Source organism: Terriglobia bacterium, assembly GCA_032252755.1.
Taxonomy (GTDB): Bacteria; Acidobacteriota; Terriglobia; order Terriglobales; family Acidobacteriaceae; genus JAVUPY01.
Map to the genome: position 1 here is coordinate 122,277 of JAVUPY010000059.1, position 26,596 is coordinate 148,872.

Here is a 26,596-nt window from a genome sequence, read left to right on the forward strand (position 1 = left end):
AGGGCGTCGTGACCAGGAAGAGAGCGCAAAGCCATGACAGGAAACGAAGGCGCATACCTTACAGACTAGTGCCGCGTATGGGTGCTGACGATTAGGTAATTCCCTTGGTCCATCATCAGGAGGACCTAGTCACCGGAGAAGAGAGCCCGGGAACCGAGGTTCCCGGGCGGATTCCCATACACATTTATGGCAGGCAAAACGCGAACTGACCGTCTATACGGGCAATCCTTGTTCGCTGGTCATGATAAAGAGTGGCTTCATCTCGAAGCTCTTGTAGAAGGGCCGCAGACGCTCGGTGTTGTAATGCTCCTTCACGTTCACCAACTTCTTTGTGGCGGTGACGGTATCGACTGGAATGTTGTCATAGCGGCCGTTCTTCAGCACTACCAGGCGGCCATGCATGTTGCTGAGCACGAGGTCGAGAGCCAGGTTGCCGTAGGCCATGGGAACGATGGAGTCGATTGCGTCGGGGTCGCCACCACGCACCAGGTAGCCGAGTTTCTGGGTGATGCACTCGATGGTCTTGCCGTGGTTGTACTTCGGCGAGAGTTCTTTCAGCTTCTCAGCTACGAGATCGCCGATGCCGCCGAGTTTCTTGTGACCGAAGGCGTCCGTGGTTTCGTTCTCAAAAATCATCTCTCCGCCTTCGAACATCGCGCCCTCTGAGACCAGCACGACGGAGTAGCGGCTGGGGTTTTTCTGGCGATCCGCACACATGAGTTCGGTCAGGCGCTCAATGTCGAACTTGTGCTCAGGAATGACGCACCGGTTGGCGGCGCCGGCCATCGTGGGCAGCATCGCCGTGTAGCCGGCGTATCGACCAAAAACTTCCAGCACCAGGAAGCGCTCGTGCGACCCGGCCGATGTTCGAAGGCTGTTAGCCATCTGGATGGTCCGCGTCACGCAGGTGCTGAAGCCGATGCAGTAATCGGTGCCCGGGACATCGTTGTCCATTGTCTTGGGGATAGCGACGACTTTGAACCCTTCCTGGAAGAGGCGCACGCCGTAGCTGAGCGTGTCGTCGCCGCCGATAGGGATCAGGTAGTCGATGCCGAGCCAGTCGAGGTTCTTGAGTGCTTCCGGCGTGAGGTCATTCTTGTCGGCGGTGTACCTGTCCTGCAAGTGCGCAGGAACCGAGTCTTTCTTTACCTTACTGGGGTTGGTGCGCGAAGTGTGAAGGAACGTACCGCCGGTACGTCCGGCACGGTTCACGACTTCTTCGGTGAGAACCTGGAAGTTGTTGCTGTTGTCGTAATCCTTGTCGCGGACGATGTCGATGAGGCCCGCCCAGCCGCGTTTCAAACCGATAACCTGGTAGCCTTCGCGCAGAGCCCGGAACGTCACCGAACGAATTGCCGGGTTCAATCCCGGTACATCGCCGCCACCGGTAAGAATGCCAATGACACCCTTCTTGCTATTCGCCATGTTGCACAGTCCTTTGAAGTATGAGTGCTTAACACAAAAGAATAACAATGGAGAGGCGGTTCCGTCGCGCAGTTTTCGCGACGAAGGCGATGAGTAATGACGATATTAGGAGAACTTGCGGACGACCTGGATCAGGCATTTCCTTTGACCAGCCGTGCCTTGAGTTGCTCCAGGAGTGAGGCCGTTGCATCGCCCGCATCGAGGGCCGAGAAGTCCTCGTTAAAAGGGATGACAGGGACTTTCAGTTCGGCGGCAACGCCTCCGACCTTTGTGGCAAACTCGGGACCAGCGACAATCGCGTTCGGGCGGAGCGTCCTCAGAAGGAGCAGCGCGTCCGGCACATTGCAGGCAGAGTGAGTTTCGAAGCCAGCCTTGTCGAGCGCTCCCCTAAAAAAGGCAAGCAGATCCATCGAACGGTCGAGGCAGAGAACGCTGGCACCAACGCCGGAGCTGAATTGGCCCGACTCTTTTCTTTCCAAGGCTTCGATTGCCTCTTGCTCGGTATCATGAACCCTCAGGACGCCCCGGAGATTGGTCAATTCCAGGATCCTGTGGACCTGGTCGTTCGCGCCGCAGAAGCGCAGACCTGACGGAGAATTTCGCGTTGTGGTAACGAGTCGAACCAGCAATCCCAGTCCGCTGCTGTCAATAAAGGTAACTGCTCCCAGGTTGACGACCACGCTGATATGGCTGTCGATGCAGCGCCGCACCTGATCGTGCAGCGAGGCTGCATTCTCGCCGGCAATCAGCTTTCCGGCACAATCCACCACGGTGACATACCCGACACGACGGCATTGAATCGCGAGGGACAAAGTTCTCCTCCTGAAAATTCGAATCAGTGCTGGAGTGGACCTGGATTATGAGGAAGCTTATGAACAGGGACGGAATGCTATCACAGAGCGGGGATTTCGCGAAGCTCACTTCGCCTGCGATTCTTCTTCCGTTTTGGGCCCATCATGCGAGCAGCACGATTGGCCAAGTGGTTCGCCTCGACATTTTCGTGCCGAGGGATTCTCATGATCGAGAAATCCAGGGATTTCGCCAGTTTCTTGCACGTCCAGTTGAGGGAGTAAAGGCGTGGACTCTGGCAGGTGTACACCCCGTTCATCTGGTGAACGACGACTTCGGAATCGGAGTAGACGCGCAGCGCCTTGGCGTTCATGGTCAGCGCGATCTGCAGGGCTTCGAGGAGGGCGACGTACTCGGCCACATTGTTGTCGTGGTGACCGATCCACCTCGAGACGCCGAACTTGGTACCAAAGGAATCCTGGATTACCACTCCAATGCCGGACGGCCCAGGATTGCCATGGGAACCGCCGTCGACGTAGGCCACCAATTCAGACATTTTGCTTCGTAAGTTACACAATGCTTCAACTACGTTGATGCGTCAAGACATTGATGTGGTACACAGAAGCGGAAGAAGTCGAGTTCCTGATTATGTGGAAGAAAATGTGTAAAACTGGGCAACTGCTTCGGTTTTCCATGCAACTGCTTCTTTATCTGCCAGTTACGAGTCGGCAGAAATCCACAGCGATTGTTACATTTGCACTAATATTCGGCATTGACATTTTCTCTTGCGCGGTTAGGATGACGTCCATCGATGGCCGAAAGGGTTGGCTTAAATAAAACTTTGCCGATCCGAAGTAGGCTGAGTGACCCGCTAGGCGAGGCGACTCGCAAAGCACTCGGACCCGAAAAAACCGACCAACCTTGCGAGAGGCGGTCGGGGTCAGAGACCGCGGAAGCGGTGGTTGCATCAAGGACTGCGACGGTGCATGTATCCGGATCGCGAACTCCCTCGCAGGAGTCGGCGGTTGGAGCATAACCAATGTCGCAGTCTTTTCCGTTTTCCCAGGTTTTCCCATTTACAGTTTTGTGGTTGCTGGAACCCAGAACTCTCGCCATTTTCCGAAGTAGCGTCAGCGAGTCAGATACCCTCATCTTGTCCGATTTTTCTACCTCGCCACACGAGCCATGCAACAGTACAGAGCATTCCGAGCCATCCGAGCAACCGCACTGCTGCGGCAATTTGCGTATCGTGCTGTAGTACGCCCAGACTGCTGAAGATATTGAACCAGTCATGTGGGTTGTCGCTCTCTCCCACGCTGACAAGCGAAAGCGCCTGGGCGCGGGCGTCGGCCATATACGTCGCGGTATAGAGGAAATTCTCAAAGAATATGAACAAGCAGAAACAGAATCCCGAGATTTGTCGCTGGGTAAAAAACCAGGCCGCTAGCAGGAATGGAACAAGCCACTGCAGGATGGTGCCGCCCCACAAACCCAGCGTCGGGCCGAACCACCCGAAGAGCAGGTGGCCACCCTCATGGACGACCAGGTTCGCATTATCGATAAAGAGGAAGCCGCTGCGATTCATGGCAGCATACGCCAGAAATAAGATGTAGAAGAGCACCCAGCCCACAAGTGCGACGGTCGATAGAGATTTCCACCGACAATCCAGCCATTCCCACCATCTCTCGGGAGTCTCCATTCAGAAGGGGCTCCTTAGTTGCTCAAGGCTTTTTGCACTCGGCCCATTTCGCAGCGCTCAGACAGCCCGCGCCGTGTTTTCAGTTACTATAATCGGTTAGCCTTATCTTTGAAGAGTATCAACTCCTGAACATGATGACCGCAGATCCCTGGTACAAGCAGGCAATCATTTATCAGGTCCACGTGCGCACGTTTTATGACGCCAGTGGGAATGGTATCGGTGATTTTGCGGGACTCACGGAAAAACTGGACTACCTTCGAAACCTGGGGGTAACGGCGATCTGGCTGATGCCGTTCTTCCCCTCGCCGCTGCGCGATGACGGATACGACATTTCCGATTACTACTCCGTACACGAGAGTTACGGCAGCCTGAACGACTTCAAAATATTCCTTGAGGCCGCGCACAGGCGGGATTTGCGCGTCATTATCGAGTTCGTACTGAACCACACGTCCGACCAGCATCCGTGGTTCCGGGAATCGCGCAGTTCGCGTGACAATGCCAAGCGCGACTGGTACGTCTGGAGCGACACCGACACGCCGTATCGTGACACCCGCATTATCTTTCTCGACACGGAAATGTCGAACTGGGCATGGGACCCGCTCTCAAAGGCGTATTACTGGCATCGCTTCTTCAGCCACCAGCCCGACCTCAACTACGACAATCCGGCCGTCCGCCAAGAGATGTGGAACGTAATGAAGTTCTGGCTGGATATGGGGGTCGACGGGTTCCGGTTGGACGCCGTGCCTTATCTCGTCGAGCGCGAAGGCACCAATTGCGAGAACCTTCCTGAGACACATCAAGTGATCCGGGAACTGCGGGCTCAGCTGGATGCGGAGTATCCCGGGCGAATGTTGCTGGCCGAGGCCAACCAGTGGCCTGCCGATTTGCGGCCCTACTTCGGTAACGAAGACGAGTTTCATATGGCCTTCCACTTCCCGCTGATGCCCCGCATGTTCATGGGCCTGAAACTGGAAGACCGCAAGCCCATTGTCGAGATTCTCGAACAGACACCCGAAATTCCCACGACCGCCCAGTGGTGCCTTTTCCTGCGAAACCACGATGAACTTACGCTGGAGATGGTGACCGACCTCGAGCGCGACTACATGTATGACGTGTACGCGAGCGACAAGACAATGCGGCTGAACCTTGGGATTCGGCGACGGCTCGCACCACTACTCGACAACGATCGTAAGAAGATCGAGTTGATGAATGGCATGTTGATGTCGCTGCCCGGAACGCCGATTATTTACTATGGGGATGAGATCGGGATGGGTGATAACGTCTTCCTGGGCGACAGAAATGGCGTTCGTACACCGATGCAGTGGAGCGGGGGCTGGAACGCTGGATTCTCTACAGCGGATCCGGAGAATTTATACTCCCCGCTGATTCTGAATCCGGTTTTCGGGTATCAGTCGATTAACGTGACCGCCCAACAGCGGTCCGAGCACTCGTTGCTGGCATGGATGAAACGGTTGATCCAGGTTCGAAAGTCAACACGGGTATTTGGAACTGGATCCATCGAGTTTTTGCAGCCGGCAAATCATCGTGTACTGGCATATGTGCGCCAGTTGGGAAATGAGAAGGTGCTGGTGGTGAATAATCTCTCCAGCGCTGCTCAAGCCGTGGAACTTGATTTGCGGAAATACAAAGGTCACGTGCTGATCGAGATGTTCGGAAGGAACATATTTCCTCGCATCGGCGATTCGAACTACCTGCTCACCCTGGGACCGCATCAGTTCTTCTGGTTCCGCATGAGGAAGATTTAACGACTCATTCGTAAGGGGGAATTCTGTTGGCCGAGGAGAGCGTGCTTTCGGACGAGTTTCTCCGGCAGCTCATTGATGTGGGTGAGGTGGATCTACTCGTTGCCGTGCCCACACAAAACCGTGCCGCGACCATTGGCAACGCGGTGCAGGCGGTGCGGCTTGGGTTGTTGAATATCTTTCCTCGCGAACGCGCCGTACTTCTTCTTGCCGACACGGGCTCACGGGATGGCAGCATGAAGCTGGCGATGGAAGCATCCAGCGCGACATTCGCCGGCACTAAGCTGCAGTCTCTTCGCACGTTCCACGCGCTAACCGCCGAGTGTGGTGGGGGAGCAGACGCCCCATCATTCTCGCACCTGCTTCTGGCCACGGCAGACCTGCTGCGAGCACGCGCTTGTGCCGTTATCGCGCCGTCAGAAAACGTCACGCCCGAATGGATCGGACGGCTTCTCGCACCCATTTACAGGAAGAATTTCGATCTCGCGCTGCCGCTGTATCGGCGCCATAAGTTCGATGGACTACTGTTGCGGCTTCTGCTGTATCCCATGGTGAGCGCAGTTTGCGGCAAGAAGATTCATGAGCCCTACTGCACCGATTTCGGATTCTCCTGTAGGGTCGGCGAGGAACTACTGCTGAATGAGAAATTCCCGCGGACCACGGACGAAGAGAGCGGCGCAGAACTGTTGCTTGTCCTTTCCGCTGTGATGAATGGTTTTCGCCCGTGCGAAGTCTTTCTTGGCGCCAAAGAAGACGGCCGCAGCACGACCGATCTGGTTCCGGCTTTGCGACAAACTGTAGGGACCTTGTTTTCTTTTCTCGACGCGAACTCAACGGCATGGACGGCCATTAATGGCTCGGAAGCGGTGCCGATTGAGAGTGGCGCGCTCGAAATCACCACCGAGCCGACGCGTATCAACCCTCACCGGATGTTCGCTATGTTCAGGTCCGGCGTGCACGATCTTCACGAGATTCTCAGTTCCGTTCTCTCTCCACGAACTCTGGCTGAGTTGACCGCTTGCGCAAATCAATCGAAAGAACTCTTTCATTTTCCTGACGACCTCTGGGCAAGAATCATTTATGAATTCGCGGTCTCATATCACAAGAGCGTTATCAGCCGGGACCACATAATCCAAGCCTTGGCCCCGTTATATCGAGGGAAAATATACGAATTTCTAGTTAGCAATCGCCAGGCTTCAGCGCCGGAAATAGAGGCGCGGGTCGAAGCAATCTGCGCAGCATTCGAGCAAAACAAGCCGTACCTGTTGCAGCTGTGGAACAACAAAGACGGAGGCACGCCATGAAGGAAATGATTCTCCACGAACTCAGCCAGATGTGGGACCAGTTGACAAGAGGATTTGCCCGCTTCGTGCCGCGATTCATCGTGATGCTCATTGTTATCGTCGCAGGTTTCGTCATTGCGTACCTCCTCAAGCTCATCCTGCGTGCGGTGTTGCGCATCCTCCGCTTTGAAAAACTTTCGGAAAACGCCGGGACCGCGAGCCTGTTGAGCAAGGCCGCCCTGCCTTCTTCCAGCGAGTTGTTGAGCGGATTCGTTTTCTGGATCGCATGGATTGGCTTCATTCTCCTCGGCATCAATGCGCTGGATATTCTCGGGCTTCAGGACGAGATCGGGCGCATTTTTCTTTATCTGCCGCGCGTGCTTGTGGCAATCCTGATCATATTCTTCGGGCTGGTCGCCGCGAGTTTCTTCTCAAGGGCGGCGCTGCTCGCCGCGGTGAACAGCGGTGCACCGTCGCCACGTCTGATCAGCGGCTCGATACGTCTCATTATCGTGGCACTCTCTGTCGCGATGGCCTTTGAGCAATTGGGACTCGCGGAGCAAACCATTATTGCCGCGTTCTGTATCCTCTTTGGCGCACTAATGTTTGGACTGGCTCTCGCCTTTGGTCTCGCAGGGCGAGATCTGGCGCACCGAGCGCTCGAGAGAATGTTCGCCGTCGACGGCGAACACGAAAATGAGAGGGAGCCCTCACCGCTATAAATTTCGTCAGACCAGCCGGGGGGAAGTAAATGGCAGGAGCGACAGGACTCGAACCTGTGACCCTCTGTTTAGAAGGAATTGCCGTACGAAGAATCAATGACTTAGCGCGATTTGTGCGAGTTTGGAAAGAGCAGTATTTATGCAGCTTTCCGGGCAGGGATGGAGGCCGGATACAAACACTAACAACCTGCCACTGGGCACAATCTGTGCGCCAGATAACCCCGCGTCGTCCTAATCGCCCGCACGTAAAACCGTCACTCTCTGAGTTTCGTAGTCCCGATAAATTGTCCGGGGTGTTTCCGTCGTTAACGAGTTCACCTTAGCGGAGAGGGCTTCCGCTGATTCAGTCTCACCAGTTAGAACCGATCTAATCAAATCCCGAATTAGGATGGTGCTTACTGGCCTATCGTAGTTGATCTGGGTTTTCTGACCCGCCAACTTGACTAGGAATGGAACGCGATGATCCCTCTTCTGGTCGAAAACTCTTTCTTCCTCCGTCCAAAGTGCCCCCTTTGCCCAGGCCCTTACGCGCCACCAATGATCTGATGTGACAATGACAGTCGTGTCGCCCCATGTATCCCGCACTTCCATTTGTTTTCTAATCTCACCAAGCGCCATGTCTGCAAGCGCCAGGTTGTCCAAATAACTCCGCTTCCCTTCCGTCCGATACTGTCCAAGATCTCGGTCAAAAATGGCGGTCGGATGAGGAGCAGGGATATGGATGATCAGCAGTCCGTCCTGGAATCTGCTTACCGCAGCGATTGCGGCATTCTCGATTTCCATGTACTCCCTCAGGTGATCTCGGCGGCACCTGCGATCTTCGGGGTCTGGAGTCCCCAGCGAACCAAGTATCGGAAATACCCTGCGGAGCACTGACGCCGTAGTACCGGCGAACGACTGGCGGACAAGGCTGCCAAAAAAGGCGGCGGATTTCACTTGAAAGCAATAATCAAGCTCACTTCCAAGAACATCGCAGTATGGGTGGTACCAACCAATCAAGGAAGTACGAAACCCCAGGTTCCTCGCATCCGACACAATACTGGGGGCCTTGCTCCATTGAATCCAGACGTGGCTGTCGCCCAACTGAAGTGACAGTTCGTGGTCGTTCAAGGGTTTTGTATTCTCAATAATCTTGCCCGTCAGAAGCGCGGGAATCGACAACTCAGTGAGATTCGCGGGCGGATAGGCACGTGAAGCCGCCCATGAATGCGCCTGTAGGGCATCAAATTCAGGAAGGTGAAGCGACTTGGGCCGATTGTCAAACGCAATATCTTCGTCGAGTTCATCGAAGACGATCCAGAGCACGCGCGACTTTCCGGAGTTGCGGACCACATCAGGTTTGATCTGAGACTGTGGTTTTGCGGATTGGCTGACAAACCAGGTTGCTTCAGCGAATGTGACCAGCACGAATAGAGAGGAGCACAGGAGAAGGCTCGCAGCGAATCGAGATAAAGGGATGCGTTTCCACAGGAGAGGCAAGACTGCCAAGCAAATACCCAAAGTGAGTTTACCGAGTGGTGGCAGTGCTGAGAATGCGCGGAAGACATACGGGAGAAGCCACAATGCCGCAAAACAGAAGAATCCAAACCTCGCAATGTTCAAAACTCTAGCGTTTTTGCTTCGTCTTACGACCAGCAAAAGGAGCCAACTGACGATAGTAAACAGCACCACGCAGCAGGCCACTAGCAGGATGTCCTTTGCGACGTTCTGTCGATAATAGCCAGCCCCTGCCCACAGAACTCTATCCCAAGCATTCAAGAAGACCAGATTCGAGAATGACAAACACAACAGAAAATCCCTTTTCATTTTTTCTTTCTCAACAGGTATAAGCTGCGCGTCTGGCTCAGAGGAATACCATCGAGAATGGAGAACTGCTCCTGAAACGTACTCCGGAACAGTTGCTCGGTGACGTGTGCATATAGTGCATCTCTTCCTCTGACCAACTTCCTAAACATAGGATCACAAGGGGCAATGTATTCAATCAGAGCGAACTCGTTTGTAAGCTGCGCGACCAGCGCTGCGATGTTAATGAGAGGGATTCTCTCAGTCACGATCAAGTGATGAACAACGGCAAGCATTAGAACGAGATCGAAGCGCTCGGTGCCCCGAGCTAGAAACGACGAACACTCTGCGTTGTTCCAACCCACTGCCGGGGTAGGTCGCGAGATGTCCACAACGAGAGGTAATACATCGAGGGCTTCGCGTTTTGCCTTTGTGAACGCTCGCCCAACAACAACGGGATCGCTGTCAATTGCGACCACGGTAGCACCCTGCCGGGCTGCCAATCGGCTGAAAACCCCGGTATTACATCCGACATCCAGAACCATGCTGGGCCAAAATCGTTGGAGCACCGTGCTCACGAACGCTTGCTTTCGCTCCATTTCTTCTCGTGAATAGCTGTTTTGATTCTCGTAATTAGTCCAATTACTGCCGGAGTCCTCCGGTGGCGAAACGGCCTTCAACTTCCTACGGAGGCTCGCGAAGAGTCCCCGAAGCATGAAGCGAGCACGGTGGGAATCTGGATTCGATCTTTTTCGGTACAGTCCATCACTGTTGAGTCGTGAAACCCGACCAAGCCAAGTGGGAAGAACGACGTTGAAGAGAATGGAAGGATCGAGCTTTCTTCCTGCGTCGCAAAACTTGTACAGGTCTTCAGGCTTCAGTCCGTCCCTTCTGGATAAGAAAGCCTGATCCAAGGGCAGACCGAACTTCCGATAGGCGAGCAGGGGCAAGATGAAACTTGTCATAAACTGCGCGTAGGGCAGCCACACGGGGTCAGAAGGGTCACGAGCTTCAACTGAGAGCACATCGACCAATACCGGCTTCGTTCCGCGGAAAAGTATGTTGTATGGCGTGGCGTCTTTGAGCCCCCTACCCTCATCGAGAAGCTGATCGCAAAGGGCGAGTGTCAGCAAACCTGCTTCGTACAGCATCTCTGGCGACCACTCGTACGGGAAACTCTGGAACGGGATGCGTTCGTGCTCCAGAACTGCGCAATTGGTTGGGTCTGATTCCGCCAGAATCTCATCGACTGCGGCGGGGAAGGTCGGGATGGCCCGCCAAGTTCGGATGATCGATCCATCAGTTATGGACCGAATTGCGGCAGGCGAATTAAAGAATGCATCGAGATTCGGCAATCCGCCGGGTCGAACAATCCTAAAAACTCGGCCGTCAGTCTGAACAACGCTTCCGGACGGATCGCGAAAGGATGCCAAACCCGCAGGAACATCCGAGATCATGCCTGCTTATCCCTCTGAAACCAGCGCAGAAACGCCGCAAGCCGCTTCCGGAAGAAGAAACCGCCTCCCACAATCGCGGATGAAATCAACTGGAGAATCAGGAATCCTGAACCCGGATCTGTATAAAAAGCAGCAACAACAAGTGAAACGTTGTATCCCATAGACAACCTTCCTGCCCTCAATGAGCTGGCTTGTCCGGAAACGGCAATCCACGGAGAAAAAACTCTCCGGGTGTGTACTTTCACACGGCCTAGCGTTCTATTTTTCGATCAGGAGCCTAAGTCGGCTCATCTCGCGTTCGGGGGAGCGAGGCTCTAGCGGCGCAACCCTGTGCACGGCAAAGAGTTCATTCACGTTACTCCTGCCAAGCGGCGACATAATGTGACGAAAATCACGGGTCACTGTAATAGGTGGGGGTGGAGAACGGGTTTTCAGCGAATGGATACGACAGCGGGATGAAGTTCCCAACACGTCGCTACAGATTTCGAACCTCGATAATGTGGCTTGTCAAAGAATGCTAGTCCCAGCGCACCGTGCCCTAATCAGATTTTCATTTCCCCAAAATCGAAGTTTCCAAACAGACGTTTGGTAGATTTGATTTCCCTTGATTTTCGCTTGGACAAAGCCTCGCGCGCGCGCGTATTGCTCTCAAAACTGGGAATTTATCAGTGATTTGCCCCAGAAGACGTTTTGAAAAACGCTCGATTTCGGGCGAAATCAACTTGCGTTTTTCCCTTGTTATCTGGCCTGTTCTCAGGGATCGATCCTCGCTGTTATTCTCGCTGTTAGCAGCGAGTGGGGTTAGGTGATGTCTGGCAAAGGCGGAACTCGACCTCGCGCGCGCGTATTGCTGACGAAATTCAGGCATGATCTCGGATGTTGGAGAAGCCTTGACTACGTAGAAGCCTCGCCCGCGACAGTGGCGACGGTGGTTGTTGCCTCCGGGTTTGAGGATCGACTGCGAAAAGATGCGCCTCTATTCGGCGACCGAGTCCGCACTCCGGAGTCGCTAAGATTGCTGAGTGGGCACAAAACTGGGCACACTACCCAAGTGAAGGAATAGACGCGATTCAGCCATTCCGCCTAAGTAGTTGAACAAGAAAGAGTAAATGGCAGGAGCGGCAGGACTCGAACCTGCGACCCTCTGCTTAGAAGGCAGATGCTCTATCCACCTGAGCTACGCTCCCGCACTTGGAGGGCACCACTATTTTACCGGAGTTTTCGCCCGGCACTGTTGGCTTTTCAAAGGGCTTTGCGGCGAACCTCGGCCGACAACTGCAGAAGCACGTTTTGCAGCAGATCCAGCGCAATGGCCCAGCGTTGGCGCGCATCGGTAACATCGCTGCCGTAACCTGAGACATAGATCGTCATGTAGTAGCCGGTTCGCTCCTCGCTGTCGTCCGGACGGTAGTAGCAGCGGCGGATGATCACTTCTATTGCCGCCGTGATTGGCGGCACGCGGGAAAGGAGTTCGACCACCCGTTGCGCAAAGCGTTCATGCCGCTCAAAGTTGAATCGCGCATCTTCGGTAGTTTCAGAGTCGCTGGCAAAAAGATGATCGACGTAGCATGCGAGCTTAGTGTTTGCGTCGTAGATGGCCTCAGCTTCGCCTAACTCCTCGTCCGTCCAGACGTCGCATTTGGCGGTGAGCAGTGCTGATGCCGGCGAATTCACAGCCGCGAGATATCGCCCCAGTTCCTGATATTCACTCGCTTCCGAGATATAGAGAAGGAGATCGGGCTGGTTCTTCAGGTTGTAGTAGCGCAGGTTGTGCTCGGGAGCCGACCACGGAAAATCGAGTACATCGTCGTTCGCTCCGAGTTCGACGCTGTAATCGGCATCCATGAGAGTGAACCGATGATGCCATTCGCCGACCAGGAAGTCGAGGTCAGCGCGACGGCAGTTGTTTGGCGCAGAAGTCGACGATCTGCCGTTCCGCCCAGCGGCCGTCATAACCGTCAGCCGCGGCGAGAAACGCGCAGTGTCCGCCGTGCGCAGATTCGACGTAAGTTATGTTGGGATTCGAGCGAAGCTTGGCCGCGGTCCCGTCACTGATAACTACAAATGGATCGTCAACTGCGTGAATCACGAGGGTCGGGGTGGCGATCTTGTCCAGGACTCGCGACGAGCTGGCCTTCGTGTAGTAATCCTCTGCGCCCAGAAAACCCATGTACTTCGCGGTGATTCGTTCATCGAAGTCGCGAATGCTGCGAACGCCTTTCAGCAGGGCCGGATCGAATCGGCCGGGAAACATCTCCGCTTTCCGTCGGAACCGTTTGAACAGACCTGCGAGGAACCACCATTCGTAGATCCGGTTCTGCCCTCGATGCAGCGCGTCCGCCGAGAGGGCAAGATCACATGCGGGTGAGACGGCACAAGCGGCGACCATTTGAGACGGCGCTTCTCTTCCCCACTCGCCGACGCATTTCAGCACCTGGTTCCCACCCATGGAAAAGCCGGCGAGTGCGATGTGCGGCAATCCGTCCTGTTTCAGAAGCGCGTCGATCACGGCGCGAATATCGCCGGAGAGGCCGGAGTGATAAAGCGTCGGCGTCAGGCCTTCGGTTCCACCACAATTGCGAATGTTCATCCGGATGACGTTCCACCCGCGCTCCCAAGCCTTGCTTCCGGTGCCGACCACGTACTGGGAATCGCTGGACCCTTCCAGGCCATGCACGATCATCAAAGTGAGGGTTCGTGAGCGACCCCGCTGCCAGTGACAATCGCAGAGTACTTGAACTTCAGGCTCAACATGGAACAGCCGCTCTTCGGGTTCAGGAAGATGATTCTTGCGCTTCAGAAAGTTGCCCGCGAGCGTCTGCAGGTGGCCGCCGCCCAGGCCGCGGCGTGGCACAAACGGGTGAGATTCTGGGCTTGCCGGGCGCATCTATAATCAATGTAACAGCTATTGCTGCGATTGCATTTATTCTAGCGGCGACGAGTGCCGCCGAAAACCAGTATGCCGATTTTTGAATACAAATGTGAGAATTGCGGTAAGCGCTTCGAGGCGATCGTGATCGGCTCGCGTAAACCGGAGTGCCCTTCCTGCCACAGCAAAAAGCTCGAACAGCAGCTCTCCTCGTTCGCGGTTAGAGCCGGAAGCAGTTCGAGTGCGACGCCCTGCGGCGCGCCCGCCGGGTCCTGCGGCAGTTCCGGAGGAACTTGAGGTTTCAACTAGACGGGCCGTGAGCCCGTTACAGCAAAACGCGCCTTTGCGGGCGCGTTTTTAATTGCTTGCGTCTATTTCTGTGGCGTGAGATTCACCCGTTGGCTTTCAGGGCGGAAAGCGGCGCGATTCGAACTCCTGCAATCTCCAGCGCTTGTCGAACTCGTCCTGCGATCGCTGCGGCGTTCGGGGTATCGGAATGGAAGCAGAGAGTATCCGCACGGATAGTCAATGCGCTGCCATCCGACGCGACGACGCGCTGCTTGAGTACGATGCCCAGCGCCTGCTCCACCGCACGACCTTCGTCGAGAAGGGCTCCCGGAAGCGAACGGCTATGCAAAGCTCCATTGGGCTCGTAGGCTCGGTCGGCGAAGGCCTCGGTCGCTGCCAGAAGGCCGACCTCGCGATAGAAGTCCGCGGCGGGAGAGCCGTACTGCGCGACAATTATCGCGGATGGAGTGATTTTCTGGACGGCTCGCGCAATTGCCTGCGCAACCACCGGATCCGCGCTCGCGGAATGATAGAGCGCACCATGCGGTTTCACGTGCGCCACCGGCGACCCGAACCGCGCGGCAATTTCCGCGATCAGACTGATTTGCTCCTCGAGCGAGCGTTGTAGTTCGGCGGCCTCGATCGTCATTGCGACCCGCCCAAAATTGGCACGATCAGGAAAGCTCGGGTGCGCTCCGACCGCCACCCTGTACGTCCGGGCAAGCTCTACCGTCCGCGCGACGCTTTTCACGTCTCCTGCGTGGCCGCCGCAGGCAATATTCGCGGAAGTAATGAACCGCATCAGTTCAGCATCAACTTCATACGCGGCCGGAGACTCACCGAGATCCGCGTTCAGGTCGATCCTGACTTCCGTCATTTCAGCTCTCGTCCCTTGGTTTCCGGTAGCAGGTAGATCATCACTGCTCCAATCACATAAAACACAGAAGTGGACGCCAGTGCCATTCCAATCCCGCTTCGATCGGCAATGAATCCGATGGTAAACGGTGCGAGCGCGCTGATTCCGCGGCCTGCGTTGTAACACAATCCTTGCGCCGTGGCACGGACGCCCGACGGGAACAATTCCGCCAGCATCGCCCCAAAGACGCTGAAATATCCGTGTCCGAAGAATCCGAGCAGCGGTCCAGTCAGCAGCAGGACCTCGGGCGACTTCCCGAATAGTCCATACACTGGTACACAAGCGGCGGCAGAGAGCACGAATATGACGAACGTTGGCCGTCTTCCGAAGCGGTCGGCCAAAAATCCAAAACTGGTGTACCCGAAGAATGCGCCGATCTGCAATGGAACAATCCACGACGCGGATTGCACAATGGACATCCCCGCTCCGCCGCTTGCGCGTGGAGATGCAAGATACGCCGGAACCCACGTAAACAGCCCCCAGTAGGCGAACATCAGCGAACTGCAAACCGCGATCGCAACCACGGTCGTACGCAGCAGCGGAGAGGTGAAGATGATCTTGATTGACGGCTGCGATTTCTGGACTGCGGTGCGCCACACCTCCGGTTCGGGGACGCTGCGCCAAACCCATGCCGAAAGCAGGGCCGGTGCGACGCCGACAACAAAGAGCAACCGCCAACCGTGCGTTGGAATAATAGCGGCCGCCAGCAGTGCCGCCGCAATGTATCCTAACGCCCAGCCCGATTGAACGATACCGATGGCTTTTCCACGATGCTCCGCTGGCCACTCTTCCGCGACCAGGGCCGCTCCGGCAGCCCATTCTCCGCCCAACCCAAGGCCCACCAGCAATCGCCAGACAATCAATTCCGCCAGGCTGTGCGACGTAGCTGTCGCTGCCGTGAATGCCGAATACGCAAGTATCGAAATGCCGAGCGCTTTCGTTCGTCCGAACCTGTCCGCCACGTATCCGAAAGCTACTCCACCGAAGGCGGAAGAAAGCAATGTTACTGAGGCGACTCCGCCGGCAACGGCTGAGCTGAAGCCGAACTCATGCTGAATACGCGTGAGGGCGAACGAATACAACATGACATCCATGCCGTCGAGCATCCAGCCGAACACCGCCGCCGCCAGGACCTTCCATTGGCGCGGTGTGGCCGTTCGATACCATGCGGCAGTGTTCATTCTCGGAACGCCTCCGCAAGACGATACTCTTGTTGCCGGAGAAATTGGATCGCTTCGTCAATCGAAACACGTTCGAAGCGTACAATATCGCGCGGCCGTAATTGCCCGATACAATGCATGTCTGCGGCGATTACGTTCGCGAGCTTCGGATATCCCCCGGTTGTCTGCTGATCCACAAATAGCACGATGGGCTGTCCATTTGGCGGGATCTGGATCGCTCCCAGCGAAACCCCTTCGGTAAGAAGTTCGCCGCGCGCTGCAGGCTCAACCGCAGGCCCGGCCAGCCGCAACCCGAGTCGGTTCGATTGCTCAGTAACCACATACTCGGATGAGCAAAGGCGCTCCAGTGTGTCTTCAGCGAACAATCGCAGTTGCGGTCCCTTCGTGACGTGAATCGTTCTCCGCTGCTGCGAGATTTTGCGTAATAGAGCCGAGCTTGCCGGACGTGTCGCGCCGCCCTTGTTTTCGACTTCAAGTACGTCACCTCGTTTCAAGGCTCGCCCCTGTAATCCGCCGAATCCCGCTCCCAAGTGGGTAGAAGCGCTGCCCAGGATTTTCGGCACCGCGATGCCGCCGTTCACGGCCAGGTAAGTCCGTGCCCCGCCCCGAAGTGGGCCACACTCCAGCACGAAACCGGCATCGACCTGCACGGGCTCGAACATCGGCACAACTCCAGCCGTGATTTCGGCTCCAGTCAGCGCGATCGTGCAGGCATGGAGAAAACGCAGACTTGCGCCGACGAGGGTCATCTCGATCGCCGCCGCGTTATCGTCATTTCCAACGAGGCGATTCCCAATCCGGAGTGACAGCGCATCCGCTGCTCCCGCCGAAGATATCCCCAAATGCGCGAATCCGAATCGGCCCAGGTCCTGGATGGTGGACTGAATGCCCGGATTGAGAACCTCAATCTCCACGACGCTCATTTGCCGCTCTCGGATTTGGCAAGTTTCTCGAACTCGGCTCGATCGATCGGCACAAACCGCACAGCATCCCCAGGCTGCAGCTGTGTCGGCGGGTCTGCGAGAGGATCGAACATTCGCAACGGGGTTCGCCCAATGATGCGCCACCCGCCGGGAGAATCGACGGGATAAATGCCAGTTTGCGAGCCGGCGATTCCTACTGAACCGGCCGCGACGTGTTTCCTCGGCGACTCCAATCGCGGGCATTCAAGTTCATGGGGCAGGCCGCCAAGATACGCGAATCCCGGACTGAATCCGATAAAGCAAACAACGTACGCTGCCGAATGGTGCATTCGCACTACATCTTCCTGGGAGAGGTCACTATGCTCGGCGACAAAAGCGGTATCGATTCCAAATTCGGTTTCGTAGCAGACAGGAACTTGCACTATCTTGAGCGGATCGCTGATCTCCCCTTCGTGGCGAATCGAGTCTGCTACGAGTTTCCGAATCTCTTCATGGCTGATCTGGAGCGGATCAAAGTCGATCAGGACAGAAGCATATGCGGGGTGAATATTCCGCACACGCGGATCGCCGGCGGCTCGCAATGAGCGAAAGAGAGAGGTGACAGCGCGAAAGGAAGAGTCAGAAGCGCTCTCCCCAAAACGCACGAGCAGCGTACTATCGCTGGCGGTTTCGATTTCCATGTGGGCGCCTTGATACTACTTGAGACCTGCGCCACAAGTCTCCTCCGAAACTCCGCCCTGCTACTGGCGAAAATCGCTGAGCATCACGACGTTGCTGGTTGTCGTTCCGCGAATCAGTGCGAGTTGTTTGCCGTCGTTGGACCAGGAGAAACCATTGATATTCATTCCCGGCGGGAAATGAGTGACCTGGCGAGGCGGACCGCCGGTCAGAGGCTGCTCCCAGATGTTTCCGGCGCGCTCACGGGTAATCGAGTACTGGATGGCTTTCCCGTCCGGAGACCAGTGGATCGCGCCGATTCCAGACGGCAGTTGAAACGAAAACTGCTTTGGCCCGCCCACGGCGCTGATGACTGCCACGAAATCGGAGTACACTCCGTTTTTCGTTTCCTCCTGGTAGGTGTAGAAAACCTGTCTGCCGTCCGGGGAGAACTCGTCTCGCGGGCCCGATGTTTTTGCCAGAAACTTGCCTTGGCCACCTGCTGTCGGCGCTATGAACAACTTCGAGTCGTTATCAAGGTACAGGTACGACGAGCCATCGGGCGAGCAACCGACCACTGCTTCCGGGCCAATTTCCCGGACGTTGCCGCCGTCCGAGTCCATCCGATAGATGGTCGATTTACCGTTCTTAACCCTGCTGAACAGGACCTGGTTGATATTCCGGCACGGCGCTGGCCACAGTGCCGGATCTCCACCGCTGACCAGGTTCGTCATCGTCCCGTTCTTGTCGAAGCTGATAATCCCAGAGTGGTCGGAGCTTGCTACCAACCGGCCGTCATTTGTCCATCTAAGACCCCTCAGATACTGGTTTGCATCCCCTATCTGTTGCGCTCCCGCTAAGTCGTTTGCGGAAGCCATCCAAAGACTGCGTTGGGAGGTCTGCTGAATGGCGGCCACCGAGCGTCCGTCCGCGGTGACGCTCAGACTGTCCGGGGCATAGGAACTCAGATCATTCGTGAACCGCATTGCCTTGCCATCGGGGTACGAAATGAAATAGAGCTGCCACCTGCCTATATCCCTATCTACTTGAGCGAACAGCAGGCCGCTCTGGTCCTTGAACCAGCGAACCGCCCCGCCGAATATTGGCGCAGTGTAAAGGTCGTGGATAGAACCGTCTGCGGTCGAAACAAGCTGAACCTTGTTCGCAGTCTGATTTGTCCCCGTGATCGCCTGGACTGAGACCGCGATCCATTTTCCATCCGGCGACCAGGAAGGCGGATTCGGGCTATTCACGATGGCCGGTTCTTTTGCCAGCAGCGTTTCCCCCGTCCCATCCGCGTTAGCGGTCAGGAATAACGTCTGCGCGTGTAGCGGGTCGCCCCGCATGAACGCAAACTTTTTCCCGTCCGGAGAAAACGACGGCGCCGTATCTACATCCTTCAGCAACAACCTGGGGGTTCCTCCAAGAACCGGCAGCATGTAGAGATAGTTGTAATTGACCGTCGTTTTGTCCGATCGCGAGAAGTACACATAGTTGCCGTCCGGAGACATCGATAAATCATGGTAAGTCACGATGTCGGGCGGCAAGAGTTGTACGTCGCTTCCGGTCGCAACCTGCCGGACCCAAAGGCTCTCGTTTTCTCCATCGCGCAGCGCGTAAACAATGTATCGGCCATCGGGCGAGACTGTTACCGCAGCGGCCTTTCCGCTATCGGTAACCTGCGTCAGTTTCATGTTCTGCAGGCTGAAGACCGGCCCTCGATTCATGTACTTGTAAACAGCAAATCCAGCCGCTGCTAAAACAACGGCGGCAATCCCCATCCACATCCACTTGGCGCTGGACTTCGCCGGGACCGCCACTGCAGAAGAGGATTGTGATTTGATCGACCCCGAATCCGCGACACGAACAGCATCGGAAGGCAGCACATTGCGACCCGAACTTGTATCGCGCTTGAGGCGCTTCAAATCCGCCCGCATCTCCGCCGCGCTCTGGAAGCGGAGGTCGCGATCCTTTTCCAGTGCCTTCTTGATGATCTCTTCCAACTTAACTGGCACTACCGGATTCAATCGAACCGCATCCGTGGGTTCGCGATTGAGAATGCCGTCGAAGATCACGCCGGAGGTATCGCCGCGAAACGGGAGCGCGCCGGTAGCCATCTCATACAGCACCGCTCCGAACGAGAACAGATCGGTCCGCGCATCCAGTTCCTTTCCCCGCACCTGCTCCGGAGACATATACGCAACCGTACCCACCGCTGTCCCCGGGCTGGTCAGGTTATGATCTTCTTCTCCGGTCACGGTCATTCCGTCGTGTGTCGCCGCTCCGCGGGCCTGCCCAACCTTCGCCAATCCGAAATCGAGCACCTTGGCGTGGCCGCGGTCGGTGACGAAAATATTTGCCGGCTTGATATCGCGATGGATAATTCCTTTCGTATGCGCGGCATCCAGCGCATCGGCAATCTCGGTCGCGAGTTCAAGCAGTTGCTCCAACTCCATCGGTCGCCCCTGGATCGCGTGCTTCAGCGTGCGCCCTTCCATATACTCCATGGCGATGAAACGCTTCCCCTGGTCCTCGCCGATTTCGTACACAGTGCAGATGTTCGGATGGTTCAACGCGGAGGCGGCACGCGCCTCGCGCTTGAAACGCTCCAGCGCTGCGGCATCGTTCGAAACCTCATCCGGAAGGAATTTGAGGGCTACAAACCGCCCAAGGGAGGTGTCTTCGGCCTTGTACACCACTCCCATTCCGCCGCCGCCCAGTTTTTCCAGAATGCGGTAATGGGAAATCGTTGTCCCAATCATATTTTGTGAGTTCCCCGCGAGTTGGTTGGGGATTGTACCATTGCGGGGACAGCCCGTGCTCACGGATGTCAGCACGGAACTTAAGCCCCCAGTAGGGCGTTGGTGGTAAGCTGTTCGGCTAAATATGAGCCCGCCAACGCGCGGACTTTAAAGCGCCAAGCCGTCCCGGCGCAGAATCGTTTGGGAGGGTGAGAACCTGAGAATATGATCCGCGAACAACAGTCCACGTCGTCGGTGCAAGAAAGCTTTCATCCCCGAGTTCTAGGCATCGTACTCGCTGGCGGTAAAGGAACGCGCTTGTTTCCGCTCACGCGGGAACGCGCCAAACCTGCGGTCCCATTCGGCGGGAAGTACCGAATCGTCGATTTTGTTCTCAGTAACCTCGTAAACTCCGGTATCCACTCCATCTACGTGCTGACGCAATTCCGCAGCCAGTCGCTGCTGCAGCATCTCAGCGAGGGCTGGCAGTTTGGCGGCATGCTCAAAACTCAATTCATTACCAATGTCCCGGCCCAGATGCGCTCGGAGACCGAGTCCTGGTACCAGGGGACCGCTGACGCGATTTACCAGAACATAAATCTCATCGAACAGTCCGATCCGGACTATGTGGCAATCTTCGGTGCCGACCATATCTACCGGATGAATATCGCGAGCATGGTCGATTTTCATCGCACAAAATGCGCCGAAGTTACGGTTGCGGCTATCCCTGTTCCGAAAGATCAGGCATCCCAATTTGGCGTGATTGCGGTAAACAACGAAGGGCGTATTGTGGCGTTTCACGAAAAGAAGCACGACGCTCCCACTATGCCCGGCGACTCTAAACGCGTCTACGCCTCGATGGGAAACTACATCTTCTCTACGCGGACTTTGCTGGAGTTGTTGGAGGCTGATGCAAAGGACGCGGCGAGTCAACACGATTTCGGAAGGGACATCCTTCCTAAAATTGCCGGGAAGGCGCCGATCTACGCTTACAACTTCGAGACGAGCCGCATTCCCGGAGATACCGAAGATTCCGTTCCGTATTGGCGCGATGTTGGAACGATCGAAGCCTACTACGAAGCAAACATGGACCTAAACGACGTCAAGCCGGAACTCAATCTCTACAACCGGCAATGGCCGGTGCGCAGCACCAGCTACCCCGATCCTCCAGCCAAGTTCGTGTTTGACGAAGAGAACCGGCGCGGAGAAGCCCTCGACAGCATCGTCTCCGGCGGATGCATTATCTCCGGGGGCATCATCCGGAAGTCCGTGCTTGGACGCGCTGTGCGCGTGCACACGGGCGCGCTGGTGGAAGGTTGCGTCATTATGGATAACTGCGACATTGGCCGGGACGCCAGGCTACGACGCGCCATCCTCGATAAGAATGTCCGCATTCCGCAGGGCGCGACGGTTGGGTACGACCTGGATGCCGATCGCGCGCGCGGATGGCACGTCACCGATTCGGGCATAGTCGTGATTGGACGGGAGTACAGCCCGGTGCCGATGGCGGCGATGATCGCCTGAAGGGCGGCGAAACTCATCCTCTTGCAGGCACGAAGTCACAGCCACAGCAATGGAACGAGCCCGAGAACTGCGAGTCCTGCCAATAAAGCAAGGCTCCGAATGCCCGTCTTCCTGTCCGCCAATTTGTAAGCGTAAATACCTTTGATCAAGTTATTGCTGGCAGCAGCGATGAGAACCGCAATCGCAGCAATTTTCAAAGGGGTGAGTGTACCTGCGGCTTGCGTCATTCCCATGATGAACGGATCGACATCCGTAAGCCCCATGATAGCCGCAAGGGTATTAACCCCGGCTTTTCCAAGATAGGTGACCGCCAACTGAGTTGCCACAAGCATACCCAAGAACAAAAGAGCGAAGGCAAACGCTGCCAGGATTTCGAGAGGGTTCTTTGGTTCGAACTCGCGCTTTATCTCGGACCCGTCTGGCTCCGTTCTGCGCGACCATAACCACCCTGTCGCGATCGCTACCGCCGCAAGAGCCAGGAATGCTGGTGTGAGCGTTGCCACAAGCCGGCGATTGAAAATCGCGATCAGGGCGATAAGCCGTAGATACATGACGCCAGAAGCGATCAGAATGCCGCCGGAGAAGAGGTGCGGGCGATGCTCGCGTGCCGCTCTTCGTGCCATGACAATTGTCGTAACCGTGGACGAGTATGCTCCCCCAAGGAAGGCGGTCAGCACCACCCCTCCGCGTTCCTTCGTTAACCTCTGCAGGACATAGCTGCCATAGGAAATCGTGCTGACGGCGACGACTACAAGCCAGGTTTTGAATGGATTGATGTGAAACTGGGTGAATTCTTGCCTGGGCAAAATGGGCAAAGCCACCGCCGTGAGCAAGAGGAATTTAGCGAACGTGAAGATCTCTTCGGCCGGAATACGGGTGGCCAGTTTCTCCAGCACTTCCTTGAGTTCCAGCAGTAATAGACTTGCCACACTCAAGGCAGTCGCAATCCAGAAGTGCCCATAGTAGACCAGGGCACCTACCAGGAATGTCGCCAGGCCGGACATTTCGGAAGTGACGCCGGCAACTTCGGAAGTGGAAAGCTTGTGCCAGTACGACAACAACAGGAAACTGCCGACGACCAAAAACCCGAGCGTCAATGGAACCAGCTGTGTTCCCGACAGCAGCGCAACCGAGTAGCCGATCAGTCCAATGAGAGGGAAGGTCCGCACGCCTCCGAAGCCGTAATACTTCGCTGACGCCTTGTGTTCTTCTCGTTCCAGCCCGATCAGGAAAGACAAGAAGAGAACCAGAACGATCTTCACGGCTTCCGACTGCAAACCCTCGTAAAGATTCATCAGCGATGCCTCCAAGCAGCACCGGTCTCAAGGCCGGCGTCTGATGAACACGTCGTGAAAAACAGGAAGGTGCCTGTATTTATCGGACAAGAGTATCAGGGTAAAAAGAGAAACGCCCGCCAATTTGGAGAGTTTGGGGTGGGTGGTGGGATTCGAACCCACGACACCATCCGGACCCTCACTGATTCTGCGGCAGTTACCTCTGATTACTTCCGATTATCAGCTCATTTAACGCATGGTTTTGTGCCCAAGTTGTGCCCAACTGGACTGAGAGCTCGCCGGAGTCTGTCCCTCCGCACTGCCCAGTGCGATTGCCGCGAATTATGGGCATTGGACGAGCGCTCCTCTACACTTTCCATTCCTCAAGGATCTGAACTGGAGCAGTTGCGGGCACCGAATCCCGTTATGCTGATCCAGAGTCCCAAAGTTCAATCTGACTCTGAAGAACTTAATGACTTACGTCCTGCAGGTTGCGGCAAAACGCGGGAAAATCCGCAACCCCCGCGCAACCCGAACCAGAGAGCTGAATGAGCGTGAGGCAAGGCTCAAACATAGATTGACAGCCAACGGCGATCCTTTACTGCAGACTGGAGGGCGAATGCGAGGGAATAACAGACGGACTATGGCCGCCCCACCTGAGGTACTATCCAACCAAGCCCTTCGGGCGCAGTTCATAATCAAGTATGGGCGAATCCCCGTTGCACCCACCCATTGGAGCTTGCAGGAGGGCGCCTCGGATTCGCCAGCTTCGGAACCGCCGGAAACTGCTCACCTGGTCCAGGCGGACGGCCCTGCATGTGCAAACTGTTCCGGCCCGCTTCCGACTGGACGCGCCAAGTATTGTTCCGACTCTTGCTCAGACGACGCGAAGCGGAAAGCTGCGCGAGAGGTCTACGGACATCGCCATAGGTTCGTGTGCGTCGAGTGCGGCTGTGAGCTTCATCCTGGCCGTCACCGGAAATAGAGAGAGGCGATGATTTCAGAATTGTTTCTGAAGCCGTCGTTATTGGCTAAACCGACAAAATCGGTTCGCCGACTGCAGCATGACTCGCGGTTTATTTTGACTGATGATTTCGACAAATAATTGGGAGGTTTGGATGGGCGGGTACGGCAGCGGCAGACGTCGGCACAGCGAGCCAACGACCTCTGATTTTCTCCAGTTAGATATACGGGAATGGCAGAGGAAAGGAAGGCTTGTTGCGGGTCACTCGTTTTCGCTTTGGGGATGGGGTGGCGTAGCGGCTGCAAGAGCTAAGGTGCGTATTGAAACCGATTATGCTTCTTTGTGCTACGATCGCTATCGTTTTGAACGGGGATGGTTGGCCGAACAATTTGTGGTGCGACTTAACTGGACGCCCTGCAATTATGGCGGAGCACGCGCGTGGTTTCTCTGTCCAATAAGAAGCTGTGGACGCCGCGTGGCGATCCTCTACGCGGGTGCGACTCTCGCCTGCCGACGCTGCCACCAGCTCTCGTATCCCAGTCAGCAACAATCCCGAATGAAGCGAAGGTTGTATCGGTCGCAAGAGATCCGAATGAAGTTGGGTGGTTCTCCCAACATTACCCTACCTTTCCCAGAAAAGCCGACGGGGATGCACTGGCGCACCTACCAGCGGCTTAAGATTCAAGCGACACAATACGAGCAGGTATATTTGGGCAACACGATGGCCTTATTGGCCACACTGAAAAGCACCCGCAGGAGAGCTCGAACGCCGGCTTGAACGGGGAACCTAGTTCATCGTTCATGGCCCCGACCCCCGGTAAAGAATAGATGGAGCCAGAAACTCAGGCTGCCATCGGCCGTGCTTACGCAGTGGGAAATTGTCGTGGCTTCTCAGGAGCAGGAGCGCTCATCTGAGCCAGCAATTCTTGTGGGTGTATAGGCTTCGCCAAGCAGGTGAAGCTATAGCCTGACTGAGCCGCTTGCTCCAATAGGTCAGCAGTAGCGACGTTTCCCGAAATCAGGATCACCTGACAGCTTGGTACAAGCTGGCGGGTGGCAATAGCGATGTCAAGGCCGGTGCCCGCGTTCAGCACCACGTCGCTCACTAAGAAGTCGGGACGAAAGGTATTCAGGATGGTGAGGGCATCGTCGAGCGAGTAGCAAGCAACCGCATCGAATCCGTGCTGCTTCAGGACGAGAACCAACGTATCGGCGATGAGATGCTCATCGTCTACTACGAGGACGAAGGGACGAGTCTTTGGCATAGCGCGGCGACGGAGAGAGCCAAACTTACTATGTTGATGCACAAATCAGGAATACTGCTGCCCGCAAATGATAGTGAACGACCGCGGGGTGATGCGTGTCGAACCCGCTGAACTGGTGAATGCTCCCGATGGTCTCTATGAATTGCGCTATGTCTTCGAAGGGCGTCCTGAGGCTAAGAGCGTTCGGATCGACCGCGGCGACATTTTGGGCAATTACCGAATACCGTTTTCATCGAATGTCAACGGTTCAGGCATCCCCGCGGCATATTCAGTTACTCCAAACTAGTGGGGACAGAAGTTGGGGACAGAAGTTGGGCCTTTTAAGCTCCGCGTCTTCGCTTGCGCTTTATGGCGTATCGAACGTTCTCGCGGGGCTTTTTCTTGCATGTGAGATAGGCGCTCTCGCCAGTAGGAATAGCGCCTTCTCTCAATCCAGGTGCCAAATTGGGATTTTGCTTACAATGCGCAACACTGCGCCTCTGTCGCGTCGCCGAGCAAGCGAAATTGTCACCTATCCAGCCGTCCGCACCGACTTGGGACCCTTTTTCATCTTCAACCAGTTCATCTGTGAGCATTCAAGTGTGTGAAGGAATTCCCGGCCAGTTAATTCTTCGATAGAGCTCCCGGTCCCGACCGTGGCGAAGCACTGCAGGCAAATGGAATCGAAGGTGCCATCTCGGTTCTTGCGATAGGAAAAATCATCGCCGAATGGGAGTGTAGGCTTCGTGGTCATGCGCGCCGCCTCAAGTTTCCCGAACTATATCACCGAATAGCTTGATGGGAAAAAGTCCGTCGGAAACCAGTCCTACTCCCAAAATGGGAAGGACGAGATGACATGTTTCAGCCACGCGATACCCAGGTTCTGGCTTAAGCAGACAATGAGTGACGTCTAAACTGAACGCGCTTCGGTTGCAGCTATTGACGCTACTCCTCACACCGGTGCTCAGGATTTTTCGACCAAACTGACTGCCTCCGGCAGCCTTGCGTATGTCCTTGGCGCGGTTGACCCCACGCGCAATTCGGTTGGAATCGATATTTATGATGTCCAGCACGGCGGGCAACGCCGTGAGCGCA

At 55.8% G+C, this 26,596-nt stretch carries 22 protein-coding genes and 1 tRNA gene; 6 read left to right on the top strand and 17 right to left on the bottom strand.

The window, feature by feature from the left end; all coding sequences use genetic code 11:
* Nucleotides 1-213: 213 nt before the first annotated feature.
* From ROO76_14260 to ROO76_14275, 4 genes are all read right to left on the bottom strand, one after another.
* Complete coding sequence (locus ROO76_14260; protein MDT8069326.1) at nt 214-1,425, bottom strand: 6-phosphofructokinase; 1,212 nt, start codon at nt 1,423-1,425, stop codon at nt 214-216.
* 131 nt (nt 1,426-1,556) lie between these two features.
* Nucleotides 1,557-2,237 (bottom strand): STAS domain-containing protein, encoded by a 681-nt coding sequence (locus tag ROO76_14265; protein ID MDT8069327.1) that lies wholly within the window; start codon nt 2,235-2,237, stop codon nt 1,557-1,559.
* An 80-nt stretch (nt 2,238-2,317) separates the two neighbouring features.
* The gene (locus ROO76_14270) at nt 2,318-2,770 is read right to left on the bottom strand and encodes a ribonuclease HI family protein (protein ID MDT8069328.1); all 453 of its coding nucleotides are present in this window, start codon (nt 2,768-2,770) and stop codon (nt 2,318-2,320) included.
* Between the two features lie 582 nt (nt 2,771-3,352).
* Nucleotides 3,353-3,913: a hypothetical protein gene (locus ROO76_14275; protein ID MDT8069329.1), complete on the bottom strand. Its 561-nt coding sequence runs from the start codon at nt 3,911-3,913 to the stop codon at nt 3,353-3,355.
* A 134-nt stretch (nt 3,914-4,047) separates the two neighbouring features.
* Between ROO76_14275 and treS the strand changes: the two genes are divergently transcribed.
* From treS to ROO76_14290, 3 genes are read left to right on the top strand one after another with little or no spacing between them, the layout of a single operon-like run.
* Nucleotides 4,048-5,679, top strand: a complete 1,632-nt coding sequence (gene treS / locus ROO76_14280) for a maltose alpha-D-glucosyltransferase (GenBank protein MDT8069330.1) — start codon at nt 4,048-4,050, stop codon at nt 5,677-5,679.
* 26 nt (nt 5,680-5,705) lie between these two features.
* The gene (locus tag ROO76_14285; protein ID MDT8069331.1) at nt 5,706-6,980 is read left to right on the top strand and encodes a hypothetical protein; all 1,275 of its coding nucleotides are present in this window, start codon (nt 5,706-5,708) and stop codon (nt 6,978-6,980) included.
* Nucleotides 6,977-7,681 (top strand): hypothetical protein, encoded by a 705-nt coding sequence (locus tag ROO76_14290; GenBank protein MDT8069332.1) that lies wholly within the window; start codon nt 6,977-6,979, stop codon nt 7,679-7,681. The genes ROO76_14285 and ROO76_14290 overlap by 4 nt, the downstream gene beginning before the upstream one ends.
* Nucleotides 7,682-7,912: 231 nt before the next feature.
* Here ROO76_14290 and ROO76_14295 read toward each other — a convergent pair whose 3' ends face one another.
* The 5 genes from ROO76_14295 to ROO76_14315 all read right to left on the bottom strand — a co-directional run bounded on the left by ROO76_14295 (nt 7,913) and on the right by ROO76_14315 (nt 13,774).
* Entirely contained in the window at nt 7,913-9,487 is a 1,575-nt protein-coding gene (locus tag ROO76_14295) for a sulfatase-like hydrolase/transferase (GenBank protein MDT8069333.1), read from the bottom strand.
* Complete coding sequence (locus ROO76_14300; protein ID MDT8069334.1) at nt 9,484-10,818, bottom strand: class I SAM-dependent methyltransferase; 1,335 nt, start codon at nt 10,816-10,818, stop codon at nt 9,484-9,486. Before ROO76_14300 ends, ROO76_14295 begins: the two co-directional genes overlap by 4 nt.
* Nucleotides 10,819-12,030: 1,212 nt before the next feature.
* A tRNA-Arg gene (locus ROO76_14305) sits at nt 12,031-12,107 on the bottom strand.
* A gap of 55 nt (nt 12,108-12,162) precedes the next feature.
* Entirely contained in the window at nt 12,163-12,873 is a 711-nt protein-coding gene (locus ROO76_14310) for a hypothetical protein (GenBank protein ID MDT8069335.1), read from the bottom strand.
* Nucleotides 12,809-13,774: an alpha/beta fold hydrolase gene (locus tag ROO76_14315; protein ID MDT8069336.1), complete on the bottom strand. Its 966-nt coding sequence runs from the start codon at nt 13,772-13,774 to the stop codon at nt 12,809-12,811. Before ROO76_14315 ends, ROO76_14310 begins: the two co-directional genes overlap by 65 nt.
* Before the next feature lie 105 nt (nt 13,775-13,879).
* Here ROO76_14315 and ROO76_14320 point away from each other — a divergent pair, with 105 nt between their 5' ends.
* Nucleotides 13,880-14,086, top strand: a complete 207-nt coding sequence (locus ROO76_14320; GenBank protein MDT8069337.1) for a zinc ribbon domain-containing protein — start codon at nt 13,880-13,882, stop codon at nt 14,084-14,086.
* A 94-nt stretch (nt 14,087-14,180) separates the two neighbouring features.
* Here the strand turns inward: ROO76_14320 and pxpA are convergent, their stop codons facing one another.
* From pxpA to ROO76_14345, 5 genes are read right to left on the bottom strand one after another with little or no spacing between them, the layout of a single operon-like run.
* Nucleotides 14,181-14,954 (bottom strand): 5-oxoprolinase subunit PxpA, encoded by a 774-nt coding sequence (pxpA, locus tag ROO76_14325; GenBank protein MDT8069338.1) that lies wholly within the window; start codon nt 14,952-14,954, stop codon nt 14,181-14,183.
* Entirely contained in the window at nt 14,951-16,174 is a 1,224-nt protein-coding gene (locus ROO76_14330) for an MFS transporter (GenBank protein MDT8069339.1), read from the bottom strand. The genes pxpA and ROO76_14330 overlap by 4 nt, the downstream gene beginning before the upstream one ends.
* Entirely contained in the window at nt 16,171-17,097 is a 927-nt protein-coding gene (locus ROO76_14335) for a biotin-dependent carboxyltransferase family protein (protein ID MDT8069340.1), read from the bottom strand. The genes ROO76_14330 and ROO76_14335 overlap by 4 nt, the downstream gene beginning before the upstream one ends.
* Nucleotides 17,094-17,777, bottom strand: a complete 684-nt coding sequence (gene pxpB, locus ROO76_14340; GenBank protein ID MDT8069341.1) for a 5-oxoprolinase subunit PxpB — start codon at nt 17,775-17,777, stop codon at nt 17,094-17,096. Before pxpB ends, ROO76_14335 begins: the two co-directional genes overlap by 4 nt.
* Before the next feature lie 60 nt (nt 17,778-17,837).
* Nucleotides 17,838-20,516: a protein kinase gene (locus tag ROO76_14345; protein MDT8069342.1), complete on the bottom strand. Its 2,679-nt coding sequence runs from the start codon at nt 20,514-20,516 to the stop codon at nt 17,838-17,840.
* 204 nt (nt 20,517-20,720) lie between these two features.
* Between ROO76_14345 and glgC the strand changes: the two genes are divergently transcribed.
* Nucleotides 20,721-22,019 (top strand): glucose-1-phosphate adenylyltransferase, encoded by a 1,299-nt coding sequence (glgC, locus tag ROO76_14350; GenBank protein ID MDT8069343.1) that lies wholly within the window; start codon nt 20,721-20,723, stop codon nt 22,017-22,019.
* A gap of 35 nt (nt 22,020-22,054) precedes the next feature.
* On the opposite strand, the gene ROO76_14355 is transcribed toward glgC, so the two are convergent.
* Nucleotides 22,055-23,314, bottom strand: coding sequence for an MgtC/SapB family protein (locus tag ROO76_14355; protein MDT8069344.1), 1,260 nt, complete (start codon nt 23,312-23,314; stop codon nt 22,055-22,057).
* 1,806 nt (nt 23,315-25,120) lie between these two features.
* Nucleotides 25,121-25,522, bottom strand: a complete 402-nt coding sequence (locus ROO76_14360) for a response regulator (GenBank protein ID MDT8069345.1) — start codon at nt 25,520-25,522, stop codon at nt 25,121-25,123.
* A 73-nt stretch (nt 25,523-25,595) separates the two neighbouring features.
* Here ROO76_14360 and ROO76_14365 point away from each other — a divergent pair, with 73 nt between their 5' ends.
* Complete coding sequence (locus tag ROO76_14365) at nt 25,596-25,808, top strand: hypothetical protein (GenBank protein ID MDT8069346.1); 213 nt, start codon at nt 25,596-25,598, stop codon at nt 25,806-25,808.
* A gap of 457 nt (nt 25,809-26,265) precedes the next feature.
* Here ROO76_14365 and ROO76_14370 read toward each other — a convergent pair.
* Nucleotides 26,266-26,596 (bottom strand): hypothetical protein (locus tag ROO76_14370; protein ID MDT8069347.1); only part of this gene is annotated, 331 nt, incomplete at its 5' end.

Excerpts from the sequence above, each read along its gene's own strand:
- ROO76_14295 (MDT8069333.1), bottom strand. The coding sequence starts at position 9,487 with ATGAAAAGGGATTTTCTGTTGTGTTTGTCATTCTCGAATCTGGTCTTC.
- ROO76_14260 (MDT8069326.1), bottom strand. The coding sequence starts at position 1,425 with ATGGCGAATAGCAAGAAGGGTGTCATTGGCATTCTTACCGGTGGCGGC.
- ROO76_14335 (MDT8069340.1), bottom strand. The coding sequence starts at position 17,097 with ATGAGCGTCGTGGAGATTGAGGTTCTCAATCCGGGCATTCAGTCCACC.
- ROO76_14330 (MDT8069339.1), bottom strand. The coding sequence starts at position 16,174 with ATGAACACTGCCGCATGGTATCGAACGGCCACACCGCGCCAATGGAAG.
- ROO76_14345 (MDT8069342.1), bottom strand. The coding sequence starts at position 20,516 with ATGATTGGGACAACGATTTCCCATTACCGCATTCTGGAAAAACTGGGC.
- ROO76_14275 (MDT8069329.1), bottom strand. The coding sequence starts at position 3,913 with ATGGAGACTCCCGAGAGATGGTGGGAATGGCTGGATTGTCGGTGGAAA.
- ROO76_14320 (MDT8069337.1), top strand. The coding sequence starts at position 13,880 with ATGCCGATTTTTGAATACAAATGTGAGAATTGCGGTAAGCGCTTCGAG.
- glgC (MDT8069343.1), top strand. The coding sequence starts at position 20,721 with ATGATCCGCGAACAACAGTCCACGTCGTCGGTGCAAGAAAGCTTTCAT.
- ROO76_14310 (MDT8069335.1), bottom strand. The coding sequence starts at position 12,873 with ATGACGGCCGCTGGGCGGAACGGCAGATCGTCGACTTCTGCGCCAAAC.
- ROO76_14270 (MDT8069328.1), bottom strand. The coding sequence starts at position 2,770 with ATGTCTGAATTGGTGGCCTACGTCGACGGCGGTTCCCATGGCAATCCT.
- pxpA (MDT8069338.1), bottom strand. The coding sequence starts at position 14,954 with ATGACGGAAGTCAGGATCGACCTGAACGCGGATCTCGGTGAGTCTCCG.
- ROO76_14355 (MDT8069344.1), bottom strand. The coding sequence starts at position 23,314 with ATGAATCTTTACGAGGGTTTGCAGTCGGAAGCCGTGAAGATCGTTCTG.
- ROO76_14290 (MDT8069332.1), top strand. The coding sequence starts at position 6,977 with ATGAAGGAAATGATTCTCCACGAACTCAGCCAGATGTGGGACCAGTTG.
- treS (MDT8069330.1), top strand. The coding sequence starts at position 4,048 with ATGACCGCAGATCCCTGGTACAAGCAGGCAATCATTTATCAGGTCCAC.
- pxpB (MDT8069341.1), bottom strand. The coding sequence starts at position 17,777 with ATGGAAATCGAAACCGCCAGCGATAGTACGCTGCTCGTGCGTTTTGGG.
- ROO76_14360 (MDT8069345.1), bottom strand. The coding sequence starts at position 25,522 with ATGCCAAAGACTCGTCCCTTCGTCCTCGTAGTAGACGATGAGCATCTC.